This is a genomic window from Streptomyces sp. LUP30 (assembly GCF_001746365.1).
Classification (GTDB): domain Bacteria; phylum Actinomycetota; class Actinomycetes; order Streptomycetales; family Streptomycetaceae; genus Streptomyces.
The window spans coordinates 14571-27094 of the sequence record NZ_MJAJ01000009.1 but is presented as its reverse complement, the minus strand read 5'-3'; the positions used below and the strand labels follow the sequence as shown (position 1 = coordinate 27094).

The 12524-nt window shown below is 68.7% G+C and carries 10 protein-coding genes and 1 pseudogene; 7 read left to right on the top strand and 4 right to left on the bottom strand.

The window, feature by feature from the left end:
* The first annotated feature begins 43 nt into the window (after positions 1-43).
* On the top strand, positions 44-1045 hold the full coding sequence (locus BG482_RS10520) for a nitroreductase family protein (RefSeq protein ID WP_069768678.1): 1002 nt from the start codon (positions 44-46) through the stop codon (positions 1043-1045).
* A gap of 132 nt (positions 1046-1177) precedes the next feature.
* On the opposite strand, the gene BG482_RS10515 is transcribed toward BG482_RS10520, so the two are convergent.
* The gene (locus BG482_RS10515) at positions 1178-2047 is read right to left on the bottom strand and encodes a universal stress protein (RefSeq protein ID WP_069768798.1); all 870 of its coding nucleotides are present in this window, start codon (positions 2045-2047) and stop codon (positions 1178-1180) included.
* A gap of 500 nt (positions 2048-2547) precedes the next feature.
* Between BG482_RS10515 and BG482_RS10510 the strand changes: the two genes are divergently transcribed.
* The 3 genes from BG482_RS10510 to BG482_RS10500 all read left to right on the top strand — a co-directional run bounded on the left by BG482_RS10510 (position 2548) and on the right by BG482_RS10500 (position 7703).
* The gene (locus BG482_RS10510; RefSeq protein WP_069768677.1) at positions 2548-2952 is read left to right on the top strand and encodes a hypothetical protein; all 405 of its coding nucleotides are present in this window, start codon (positions 2548-2550) and stop codon (positions 2950-2952) included.
* A 313-nt stretch (positions 2953-3265) separates the two neighbouring features.
* The gene (locus BG482_RS10505; protein ID WP_069768676.1) at positions 3266-5278 is read left to right on the top strand and encodes a glycosyl hydrolase; all 2013 of its coding nucleotides are present in this window, start codon (positions 3266-3268) and stop codon (positions 5276-5278) included.
* 472 nt (positions 5279-5750) lie between these two features.
* On the top strand, positions 5751-7703 hold the full coding sequence (locus tag BG482_RS10500) for an RICIN domain-containing protein (RefSeq protein WP_256096325.1): 1953 nt from the start codon (positions 5751-5753) through the stop codon (positions 7701-7703).
* 190 nt (positions 7704-7893) lie between these two features.
* Here BG482_RS10500 and BG482_RS10495 read toward each other — a convergent pair whose 3' ends face one another.
* The gene (locus BG482_RS10495; protein ID WP_069768675.1) at positions 7894-8499 is read right to left on the bottom strand and encodes a dihydrofolate reductase family protein; all 606 of its coding nucleotides are present in this window, start codon (positions 8497-8499) and stop codon (positions 7894-7896) included.
* A 143-nt stretch (positions 8500-8642) separates the two neighbouring features.
* On the opposite strand from BG482_RS10495, the gene BG482_RS10490 reads away from it, so the two are divergent.
* On the top strand, positions 8643-9074 hold the full coding sequence (locus BG482_RS10490; RefSeq protein ID WP_069768674.1) for a cupin domain-containing protein: 432 nt from the start codon (positions 8643-8645) through the stop codon (positions 9072-9074).
* A gap of 244 nt (positions 9075-9318) precedes the next feature.
* On the opposite strand, the gene BG482_RS10485 is transcribed toward BG482_RS10490, so the two are convergent.
* Both BG482_RS10485 and BG482_RS10480 read right to left on the bottom strand, forming a co-directional pair.
* Entirely contained in the window at positions 9319-9522 is a 204-nt protein-coding gene (locus BG482_RS10485) for a cold-shock protein (protein ID WP_069768673.1), read from the bottom strand.
* Between the two features lie 411 nt (positions 9523-9933).
* The gene (locus tag BG482_RS10480; RefSeq protein ID WP_069768672.1) at positions 9934-10479 is read right to left on the bottom strand and encodes a YciI family protein; all 546 of its coding nucleotides are present in this window, start codon (positions 10477-10479) and stop codon (positions 9934-9936) included.
* 302 nt (positions 10480-10781) lie between these two features.
* Here BG482_RS10480 and BG482_RS45090 point away from each other — a divergent pair.
* Together BG482_RS45090 and BG482_RS10470 are read left to right on the top strand one after the other, a co-directional pair.
* Positions 10782-11451, top strand: a pseudogene (locus tag BG482_RS45090) (alpha-L-arabinofuranosidase); the annotation flags it as partial.
* 1 nt (position 11452) lies between these two features.
* A partial coding sequence (locus BG482_RS10470) for a glycoside hydrolase family 43 protein (protein WP_141746564.1) occupies positions 11453-12524 on the top strand: 1072 nt, incomplete at its 5' end.

Genomic DNA, 12524 nt, shown 5'->3' with positions numbered 1-12524 from the left:
GCCCTTCCATGAGGATCGGTGGCCTCGAAGGGAGGCGGGTGCGATGTCCGTGGGCGCACTCGGGACGACGACCGTGACAGCGTTGGTCGAGGACGCCGCCGCGGCTCCGTCCATGCACAACGCGCAGCCGTGGAGATTCCGGTTCCTGCGCGAAGACAGCGCGATCCAGGTGTACTCGGATCTCGATCGCGCCATGCCGCAGGCCGACCCCACCACTCGCGGCCTGCACCTGGGGTGCGCCGCCGCGCTGTTCAACCTGCGGGTCGCCATTGCCCACGCCGGCTGGGCGGCGAGCACCCGGTTGCTGCCCGATCCGGCGGAACCTCGACTGCTCGCGGTGGTCCGCCCGACCGGACCGGCGCTCACGGGAGACGGCGTCGAGGAGGATCTCGCCCCGCTGTATCCGGCGATCCGTCGCCGCCACACCAGCCGCGAGCCGTTCACCGACGAGGCGATACCCCAGGCCATCAAGGACGCCCTGAGCGCCGCCGCGCTGCTGGAGGGGGTGCGGCTCCTCTTCCCCGATGAATGGCATGTGCAGATGCTGCTGAACCTGGTGCACGACGCGGAGGGGCGCGATGCCACGGACGCCGCGGCAACCGAGGAGCTGAGGCGCTGGACCCGCATCGGCCCGGAGAGCGCGGGCGCGGCGAGCGACGGGGTGCCCGCGTACGCCTTCGGGCCGCGCAAGCTCTACGGCAGGGCGCCCGTGCGCGACTACGCGGGCAGGAGCGTCGTTCCGGGCCGGGAGGCAGCCGCGTTCGAGAACGCTCCCCAGCTCGCCCTGCTGGGCACCGTGCGCGACAGGCCCAGGGACTGGATCCTGGCGGGCCAGGCCATGGAACGCGTCCTGCTCCAGGCCACCCTCGACGGACTGGCCACGTCCCTCACCTCGCAGGCCCTCGAATGGCCGGAGCTCCGGTGGAGCGTGCGCGACCCGCAGTCGGCCATGGGGTTCGTCCAGATGGTGCTCCGGCTCGGATACGGACCCGCGGGCCCCGGCACACCGCGCCGCCCCGTGGCCGAGGTACTCGACGTCGTCTGAGCCCCCTCCCCCTGCCCCGGGGCGCCTCTTCGTGCGGTGGCCACAGTGCGCCGCGATCCCCGGTGAAGAGCACGACGGCGGCATGGGTCTCGCGCACTCCGGGCGGTGGGACGTCAGCCCTGGTGTCCGGGCTCAGTCATGCGGGACGACGGCGACGGGGCAGCGCCCGTGGTGGATGGCGGCGTGGGCGACCGGTCCGAGGTGGGGCGCCCCACCGTGCCGGGGCGCCCGTCGGCCCACGACCAGCAGCCCGGCGCCCGCGGAGGCCTGGACCCCGGCCTTGGCGGGACTTACGAGACGAAGGTCCTCCGCCACCTCCACCTGCGGATACTTCTCACGCCAGGGATTGAGCACCATGCTCATCTCGTGCTGCGCCGCCCGCGTCATCTCCTCGGTCACCTGGTGATCCACACCCCAGGGCACACGCGCGTGGAAGGGCACACTTCGACCGTGCGTCACGACCAGCGGAACGTCCCTGGCCGCCGCGGAATGGAACGCGAAATCAAGCAGACCGTCACAGGAACCGTTCAACTTGAGGGCCACGACCACAGGACCGGGGGGTGCGGCATCCGTTCCCCCGTCCCGCGCCGCGGCGCGAACGAGCACCACCGGGCACGGGGCGTGCGCCACGACCGGCATGCTGACCTCGCCCATGAAGTAGCTCTCGACGGTCCCCATCCCGTGGGAGCCGAGCACGGTCATCTCCGACTCCGACGCCGCCTTGAGCAGAGCGACGTGCGCGTCATCGGCCACAAGACTCCCGACGACGGTCAGACCCGGGTGCCGGGCCTGCGCCTCGGCCTGCGCCGTGTGCACAAGGCGCTTCGCCCAGTAGTTCTGGTCGACCTCGGACGTGGCGTGCGCGGGCTCCGGCAACAGCAGGGGCCACGCATGCAGCAGACGCAGCGTGAGCCTGCGCTTGTCGGCCTCGTCGGCGGCCCACCGAGCGGCGGCGAGACTTTCGGTTGAGCCGTCGAGGCCCACAGTGACGACCGGTTGCATGGCGGCGGCCTCCGTCCCGTTGCGACGCGGGATGCGACGTGGATGAAGGTGTACGAGCCCGACGGCGAACCCGGTCCGGAAGCCGCCGACGTGCCGGACACGCTGCTTCCCTCCTTCGAGAATCACTCCATCCCCTCCCCACCGCATGTGGAACCGGACCGGATACCGGGCTGCAGCACGGCCGGGGTCGGCCCACGAGCAGCAGGGGACCGGCGATTGCTTTTCGATCGCCGCGCAGGAAGGCGCTGGTGGCCCGGCACGGCGGGCAGGCCGTGGGAGCGGCGGCGGCACGAATCCGCGCCTTGCCGGATCGCGGCGCCGGCGTCGATGGACCGGGGTGGTCATGTCTATGCTGGCGGCGTGGCCTTGGTGTGGGTGACGGGCAATTCAGGGACCGGTAAGTCCACCGTCCGCGGCGCGTTGCGCGAGCTGGTCACGTCGCGCTCGATGCGGACGAGGACGGCTTCAGTCACTGGATCGACCGGGCCACGAACGAGGTCGTGACGGATCCTCCGTATCCGGTTCCCAGGGGCTGGCTCGATCGATACGGGTGGGCGATCGTCCGCGAACGCGTCACATCGCTCGTCGAGGAGTCCCGGTCCCGGATCGCGTTCCTGTGCGGGTCGGCGGAGAACGAGGCGGACGTCCGCGATCTCTTCGACCTCATCGTCTGCCTGGTGATCGACGAGGACACCCTCCGCCACCGGCTCGCGACCCGGACCACGAACGCGTTCGGTCGTCATCCCGAGGAACTCGCAGCGGCCCTGAAGTGGAATCCTCTGATGCGAGCGATCTACGAGGGCCATGGCGCGACGCTCATCGATGCTTCCAAGCCGTTGACCGACGTCGTGGACGACGTGGTCAGCGTGGCCGACGCGGTCCGGGAGCCGAGAGGCGACGCCTGAGGCGATGCTCGGCCGAGGCAGATCCAACCTCAGCGCAACCCCTTTCTCTTTCCTTGAAACTCTAGTCAAATAGCGTCACTTGAAGCACACGCGCGTCGTGAGTTGCGCGTCCCCCGGCGGCCGGGACCCCCGTCCTTCGACGCCGCCCTGCCGCCGGCAGCGTCACAGAAGGCCCCACAAGTGACCGACAGCCCCCGGGCGTTCAGAGCTGTGGCAACCGGTGCCCGAAGGCTCGCAGGTCGTGCCGTCTCCTCGGCCCTGTTCCGCCCCGCGCTTCCCCTTGCGAAAGTCCGTCACGTCGAAGGAGACGTACATGTCCGACCCCTCCATGAAGCGTCGCGCGTTCATCCTCATCGGCGCCACGGTCGCCATGGCAGCCGGGACCTGGAATCCGGCGGCCGCGGCAGCGGCCTCCCCGGCGCCCGCAGGCATGCCGACACCGGTACGGATCGTCGACGACAGGGCGACCCCGGCCACCCGCGCGCTGTTCGCGTACCTGCGGCGGCAGCAGGGCAAAGGCATCATGTTCGGTCACCAGCATGACCTCACCTACGGCTTCACCTTCACCACGCCCGACGGCAAGGCGTCCGACACCAGGGCGGCAGTGGGCGACCACCCCGCTGTGTTCGGCTGGGACACCCTCATCCTCGACGGAGCCGAACGCCCCGGCGTCGAGGGCGGAACCGAAGCCGGGAACATAGCCGCACTCAGCCGGTGCATCCGGCAGGGGGACGCACGCGGCGGGATCAACACCCTCAGCGCCCACATGCCGAACTTCGTCACCGGCAAGGACTTCTACGACACAACGGGCCGTGTGGTCAGCCAGATCCTTCCCGGAGGCGCCAAGCACGCGGACTTCAAGGCCTTCCTCGACCGCGTCGCGAAGGCGGTCAAGGGCGCGCGGCGGCCTGACGGCACCGCGATCCCGGTCGTCTTCCGCCCCTACCACGAGAACAACGCGGGCTGGTTCTGGTGGGGCGCCGGCCACACCACCTCGCGCGAGTACATCGAGCTGTACCGCTACACCGTCGAGTACCTGCGTGACACCAGAGGCGTCCACAATCTGCTGTACGCCTACTCGCCCAACTCGAGTTTCGGTGGCGACCCGGCCGGCTACCTGAGGACCTACCCGGGTGACCGTTTCGTCGACATCCTCGGCTACGACTCCTACGACGACAACGCCGGGCCGACCCCCTGGCTGGACGGCCTCGTGACGGACCTGGCGATGGTGGCCCGGCTGGCGAACGAGCGAGGCAAGGCCCCTGCCCTCACCGAGTTCGGAGAGGGCGGCACCGAGGTCCGCGACCTGCAGTGGTTCACCCGGCTGTCGCAGGCCATCGAGGCGGACCCGCTGGCCCGTCAGGCGACCTACATGCTCACCTGGGCCAACTTCGGAGGCGTCAAGCGCGCCTACGTGCCCTATCCGGGCCACGTCCTGCTGCCGGACTTCGTCAAGTACCACCAGGACCCCTACACCCTGTTCGCCGCGGATCTCCGGGGTGTGTACTCCGCTCGCACCACCGCTGTCAGCAACGCCCCGCTCATGCACCTGGTCACCCCCACGGACCGCCAGCGCGTGACGGCCCGCGACACCACCGTCCGGGTGCGTGTCACACCGGCGAGGGCCGGCCGGGTGACCTACTCCGTGAACGGCGGACGCGCCAGACCGCTGCGCCTCGACGCGGACGGCTTCTACTCGGGCGACTGGCCGGTCTGCGAGGCCTCGCCGGACAACCGCTCGGTGACCCTCACGGTGAGCGCACGGGTGGACGGCAGGATGCTCACCGACTCGGCCGTGGTCCTTCTCGGCAAGACCGACCCCCTGCCTGCCGGTCGGGTCGACGACTTCGAGGGATACGCCGGAGACGACGTCGCGCTGAACGAGGCGTACACCCATGTCAACTCCCACACCCTCACCCTGTCGGCCGACCACAAGTCCTCGGGCTCCTACGGGCTGGCCTACGCGTACGACTTCTCCGGCGCCGAGTACACCGGCGTGGGCAAGCCGGTCGACGCGGACTGGTCCGCCTTCACCTCCCTCGCGCTGTGGCTGCAGGGCGACGGTTCCGCGAACGGCGGAGCGCTCCAGATCGCCGCCGACGGAGTCGACTTCTGGTACCAGTTCCCGTTGTCCGACACGGACGGGCAGGAGTTGCGGGCGCCCTTCAGCGAGTTCACGCCCGCTCCCTGGGACACCGAACACGCCGGAGCCGTGCTCGACACCGCTCGTCTCACCAAGGTGGCGGCGTTCAGCCTGTACCTCGTCCATGGGAGCGACGCGGCGACGAAGGGCGTCGTGCACCTGGACGACGTCCGAGCCGAATGACGCAGCTCGACCCATGGTTGATGCGGGGCGGGGAGCCCCGGCCGACGCGCGGCTGAATGCCTCCGACAGCACCACCCCGTCGGCATGTTCCGGGGCCGCCACCACGGACCCCCACACCCACCCGCCGAACCGAAACGAGGAAGCAGCAACCCCGGGGACGAAGGCGCCAGACATACGATGTCTGGCGCCGGGCAAATCACACCATAGCCAACTTTACGGACAGAAGGACTTCGCAGGGACAGCAGTTCATCCCTGCACGCCCGTTGACAGGGGCGGGTCGCATGGCCGAACTTCATGCGTAACATCCGGTACCCAACACCCAGGAGTACCGCGCCACTCGTGTGTTCCCCACAAAAGCACGCCCTCGTGTCGTGTCCACATCCTCGACGCGGGCGGTTTCCCCTCTCGTGAACGGACGAAGCGGTTTCCCGGGGATGCGGGCGCCCCATCCCCTGGACGTAGGAGCAAGCCCATGTCGTCAAAAAGACTGTCCCGTCGCACGCTGCTGAGCGCCGCGGGCGCCGCTGTGGCGGCGACCGCGCTGCCCGTGATCCCCGCCTTGTCGCCTTTGCTGGCGCAGGCGGCCGCCGCGGACCCCCAGACCAACCTGGAAAACCTGGTGAACATGCGGTTCGGCATGTTCAACCACTTCAACCTGGGAACGTTCACCGACGAGGAGTGGGCCACCCCGAACCAGAACCCCGCCCTGTTCGCCCCCACGGCCGTGGACTGTGCCCAGTGGGCGGCCGCCGCCGCGGCGGCGAAGATGAGTTACGGCATCCTGACGACCAAGCATCATGACGGCTTCGCCCTGTGGCCGAGCGCCTACGGCACCCAGAACGTCGCGAACAGCTCCTACAAGCAGGACGTGGTGAAGGCGTACTGCGACGCCTTCCGCGCGAAGGGACTGAAGGTCGGGCTCTATTACTCGATATGGGACCGCACCTTCGGCGTCGAGGCGTGGGAGAGCCGGCACAAGGTGGCCGGGCTCGATATCACCGATGCCATCCAGCCCGGCGACATGACCTTCATCCTGGGTCAGATCACCGAACTGCTCACGAACTACGGCACCATCGACCTGTTCGTCACCGACGGCTACGGGTGGCAGATGGGCCAACAGGCCGTCTCCTACCAGCGGATCCGCGAGCACGTGAAGTCGCTCCAGCCGGACATCGTCATGATCGACCACGGCGGACTGTCGGTGCCCTTCCTCGGTGACGCCATCTACTTCGAGGAACCGCTGGGCGTCACGGCGCCGGCCGGGAACACCTGTGCCGCCACGCAGGGGCAGACGATCAGCAACGGGTGGTTCTGGCATCCGACCACGCCGACCACCGACCCCCTGAGCAAGGCGGCGATCCTGTCGCACCTGGCGGACCTGGAACCGAAGTACACCTCGTTCATCCTCAACTGCCCGCCCAACCGCGACGGCAGGCTGGACACCAACATCGTCAACCGGCTCGCCGAAGTCGGGGCGGCCTGGAGCCCGAACGCCTCCCGCCCGCGACTGCCCGCCCAGATGCCCCGCGCCGAACATCCCGTCACCCCCGTCAGCGCCTACGCCACCGGCTTCCGCACCGGTGAGGGACCGCTGAACGCCATCGACGGACTCAGCGACAAGGGCTACGAGACCTGCTGGTCGACGTGGGGGCTGCCCTCGGCCCTGCCTCACTCGATCACGATCGACCTGGGCGGGGTGTGGAGCAACGTCTCCACCCTGGAGTACCTGCCCAAGCAGTGGAACCGCAGCGACTCCACCGACGGCGACATCACCTCCTACACCATCTCCACCAGCACCGACGGTACGAACTTCACCCAGGTCGCCACCGGCGCCTGGGCCGGTGACCGCACCACCAAGGTCGCCGAATGGCCCGCCCATAACGTGGGTTTCGTACGGCTCCAGGCGAACGCGGCCACCGGCGGTTACGCCAACATGGGCGGTGTCAGGATCGGCGGCCGGACGGCCAAGCCGTCGCTGGTGTCGAACGTCCTCCCGGGCGACGGCACGGTCTACCGCATCGTCAACCGCAAGAGCGGCAAGGTCGCCGACGTCTACAAGTTCGGCACCGCCAACGGCGCCAACATCCAGCTGTGGCCGTGGCTGAACAACACTGCCCAGAAGTGGACCTTCGCCTCCACCGGAGACGGCTACTACGAGATCAAGAACATCAACAGCGGCAAACTGATGGAGGTGGCCGGCCTCTCGCGGGCGGACGGGGGGAACGTCGCCCTCTACGGGGACAGCAACGTCCCCCAGCAGCACTGGGCGGTCACCCCGACCGGCGACGGCTACTACTACCTCACCAACCGGTTCAGCGGACTGTCCCTCAACGTCGACGGAGGCTCGACCGCCGACGGCGCCAACATCAACCAGTTCACCTACAACCGCGTGCCCGAGGAGCAGTGGCAGATCATCGCCGTCTGACGGTCCTGACGACGGGCGACGCCTTCACCGACGCCCGTCGCCCCCGTCGCCCGTGGACCTCCGGGACGCCGTGTCGGACGACGGGGAGCGGTGCGAATACGCCCGCTCCCACGTCATCTGCCGTTTCGGTGATACAGGGATCCGTGGAATTCCTCTTTCCCCGGCCGTTCGGTGACGCGCACTCAACGCCCTAGTAGCTGTCGTAGCCGGGCTTCCCGTTCGGCCGGTAGACGCCGACGACGGTGCCGCTCTTCGTCGTCGAGACGCTGACCGGCTCCAGCGCGGTGGGGATCGCCCCGTCGGCGAACAGCCGCTTTCCGCTGCCGATGATCACCGGATGGACGGTCAGCCGGAACTCGTCGACGAGACCGTGCCGCATGAGGGTCTGGGCCAGGTCGCCGCTGCCCACGACGTTGATGTCGCCGCCGTCGGACGCCTTCAGCTCGCGTACGGCATCGACGACGTCGCCCTCCAGCAGCGTGGAGTTCCGCCACTCGACGGACGTCAGGGTCCGGGACGCCACGTACTTGTCCATGCTGTTCATCCGCTCGGTGAACGGATTGCCGGGATCGGCGGTCGGCCAGTACGACGCGAAGATCTCGTACGTCTTGCGGCCGAGCAGCATCGCGTCGGAATGCTCGTACCAACCGGCGATGGCCGCGCCGACCTCGTCGTCGCTCACCGGCTTCTGCCAGCCGCCATGCTCGAAGCCGCTCTCGGCATCCTCGTCCGGACCGCCCGGCGCCTGCATGACCCCGTCCAGTGTCAGGAACGTGCAAACAATGATCTTGCGCATGGTGCGCTCCCTTCGTTGACGAGTAGACCGCACGACCGCCGGAAACTCATCGGCGCAGTCACTCCCGCGGTGCGGCACCGACGCAGCCGGGGTGATCCGGACGTTGCCTCATACGAGGTGGGCATGCGTCAGCATGTGTCCTCATGAGTGAGATTTCCGAGCTGGTGACGCGTCTGGGACTGGAGCCGCACGTCGAGGGCGGCTGGTTTCGGCAGACATGGCGGACCGGACCGACAGCGGTTCCGGACGGGTACGCAGGGCCACGCCCCTTCGCGACCGGCATCTACTTCCTGCTCCACCCCGGCGAGGTGTCCCGCTGGCACCGGGTGCGTTCGGACGAACTGTGGCTGTGGCACCGGGGCGGCCCACTCACCCTGCGACTCGGTGGCAGCGGAGCCGCTCCGCAGGAAGCGGCCGTCGCTGCGGTGGGACCCGATGTCGAGTACGGGCAGCAGCCGCAGTTCCTCGTGCCGGCCGGCGTCTGGCAGACCGCGCAGCCGGCCGGTGACCAGCCGGTCCTGGTGTCCTGCATCGTCGCCCCGGGCTTCGAGTACGAGGACTTCGAGATGCTGTGACACGGGACGATGTGGCCCTGGCTCATAGCGCTGACAGGACGTGCTGCGGCACGGGCGGCTGCCGGTCTTCTTCGGGCCGGGCGCGCGCGTGGGCGTTCGCGTGGGCGTTGTAGCCGCGGGAGACGCCGTGCTGACGTCGGTCTCCGCAGTCCGGGACGCCTCCGGGGCCGGCTGGAGGACCTCCGGACACGGTCCGGCCCGGCGTCCCGAGTCGGGATGCCGGGCCGGACCGAGGCGGGAGGCGTCAGGCGGGGCGGATGTTCTCCGCCTGCGGGCCCTTCTGGCCCTGGGTCACGTCGAACTCGACCTTCTGGCCCTCCTGCAGCTCACGGAATCCCTGGCTGGCGATGTTGGAGTAGTGGGCGAACACGTCGGGGCCGCCACCCTCCTGCTCGATGAAGCCGAAGCCCTTCTCGCTGTTGAACCACTTCACAGTGCCCTTGGCCATGACTGTCTCCTTCGAGGGGAAACCGGGCACGCACCCTGCGTGACCGGGAGGTGATCGCCCTGGTCCGGAGAGGCGCTGAACAGCAAGAACGCCCGCGACGGCGATCACGGGCGAACAGAACTTCGGAACCACGACTGCTGATCACAACGCTATAACGCCAGAGCGCGGACCGCCACCGACACGCGCCGGTTTCACACCCGGACCACCCGAGTGAGCCCGATGTCCGTCCGCACACTCGGACAGTCGTACAGGGGTGGCCTCTCCGTTCGACCCAGGACGCCCGGTGGGCGGGCCGGGCGCCGGCATGGGACGCATGCGGCGACCGCGGTTGCCCGCGGTCGCCGCGAATCCCCCGGAGCGGCGGTCAGTGCTCGGACACGACCGGTCCGTGGCCGCGGCGCTGCGTCCTGCTCACGAAGGCCGCCCGCCGAACTGCCAGTCGTGCACCTCGATGTCGGCGTACCGATCCCGGGTCAGGACGGCGCGTGCCCTCTCCGGGTCCGGCGCCCGGAGCAACACCGCCGTGCCCAGCCAGGTGGCGCCGTCGTCGGACAGCAGCGGCCCGTAGGCGATCAGCTCGTCCCGGCCGGCCGGGACCACGAGGTCGGCCGGCTCCCCCGTGCCGAAGCCCAGCACCAGATACCGGTTGCCGCCGGTCCGGCCGCCGGGGAACTCCCACATGGTGCGTCCCAGCGTGTTGCGCCAGCGTCGCAGCAGCACGTCACGGTAGACGCCGACCTGGTAGTTCGGCTCGTCGAAGGCGAACGCGCGGGCGGCGGCGGGATCGGGCAGGTCGACGATGTGCACGCTGCCGGTGGGTGTGTCGTCGGTGAAGGTCGGGCCGCGGGCGATCAACTCCTTCGCGTACCGGTCCATATAGGACCAGTGCTCTTCCAGCAGCTCGTCACGCAGCGGCAGGGAGCCGGGCCGGTCGCGGTGGTAGCAGAGGAACTCCATGCGCAAGGATCTCTCCCAGGAGGGAACCAGGTCGACCGGGTTTCCTCCGGGACGCCCGGTCGGCCTCGGACGGAAGCGCGTGCAGACTCCGGGCGACGGATGGCGGCGTTCCCGCCCGCACCGAAGGCGCGGTCCGGGCGGAGCGGTCCGCCGTGACCGATCACGCAAAATCCGACGACGAACGACAGAACCATTGACCCGCTCTTCCCTCACCCCTAACTTCTGACCGAATAGTCGAACCTTGTCCGATATACCGGACGGTCGATGTGTCATGCCCGCCCGCACGTCGCCTTGGAGAGCAGATGAGCACAAGTTCCCGGTCCGACTTCCAGCCGTCCCGTCGGCGGTTCCTCGGGATGGCCGCCGGCGTCCCCCTGGCCGCCGCGATCGCCGACGTGACCATCGGAGCGGGGGCCGCCCATGCCGCGGACTCGGCATACGTCATGGCCTACTTCACCGAGTCCACGACGATGCTCGAGGCCAACTACGGCCTGCACCTGGCCGTCAGCCGGGACGGTCTGCAGTGGATGCCGCTGAACCAGAACAACCCGGTGGTCACCCCCACCGAGGGCTCGCTCGGCCTGCGCGACCCGTTCATCCTGCGCAAGCAGGACGGCACCTTCGTCGTGCTCGCCACCGACCTCAAGGGCACCGACTGGAACTACGTCAGCCAGTACGTCCACGTCTGGAACTCCACCGACCTGCGCACCTTCACCGGCTACCACCGGCTGAAGCTGCACGACATGAACACCCACAGCTGGGCGCCGGAGGCGTTCTGGGACGCGAGCCGCGGCCAGTACGCGCTCATCTACTCCGCCGTCAACAGCAGCGGCCACAACGTGATCATGGTCAACTACACGACCGACTTCGTCACCGCCTCAGCACCCCAGGTCTTCTTCGACCCCGGCTACGACGTCATCGACGGGGACATGGCCGTCGATGACGTCGTAGCCGGGGTCGAAGAAGACCTGGNCGCCACCGACCTCAAGGGCACCGACTGGAACTACGTCAGCCAGTACGTCCACGTCTGGAACTCCACCGACCTGCGCACCTTCACCGGCTACCACCGGCTGAAGCTGCACGACATGAACACCCACAGCTGGGCGCCGGAGGCGTTCTGGGACGCGAGCCGCGGCCAGTACGCGCTCATCTACTCCGCCGTCAACAGCAGCGGCCACAACGTGATCATGGTCAACTACACGACCGACTTCGTCACCGCCTCCGCACCCCAGGTCTTCTTCGACCCCGGCTACGACATCATCGACGGCGACATGGCCGTCGGCGTCAACGGCGTCAACTACCTCTACTTCAAGAAGAACGGAACGCTCGTCGGCGCCAGGTCCACCTCCCTGAACCCCGGCAGCTTCACCCCGTTCAGCACCGCCGTCTCACACGGCGGCACCGAAGCCCCGACCCTGGTCAAGTCCCTGACATCCGGGACCTGGTACCTGTGGGGCGACACCTACACCCCCAACGGCGTCTTCTACGCCTGGCAGAGCAGCGACCTCGCGGCGGGCACCTGGACCGCGCTCGACCAGCGCCTCTACACCCAGCCGCTCAACTCCAAACACTGCGGCATCACCACGATCACCTCGACCGTGTACGACAACATGGTCGCGCAGTGGGGCGCCCCGGCCTGGAACAGGATCAAGTCGTACAACTTCCCGGGCCGTTACGTGAGGCAGTCCGACTCGGTCGGCCGCATCGACCCCTACCCCTTCGACCCGTACACCGACTCCCAGTGGAAGATCGTGCCCGGCCTCGCCGACAGCTCCGGGGTGTCCTTCCAGTCGCTGACACAACCGACGCGCTACCTGCGGCACTACAACTACCAGCTGAGGCTGGAGGCCAGGGACGGGACCAGCACGTTCGCCCAGGACGCCACCTTCCACAAGGAGGCCGGCCTGGCCGACTCCGCGTGGACGTCGTTCCGCTCCCACAACTTCCCCACCCGCTACATCCGGCACTCGGACTACGTCCTGCGCATCGACCCGATCGCCACCGCCACCGACCGGGCGGACGCCACCTTCTCCGTCGGCTACTGA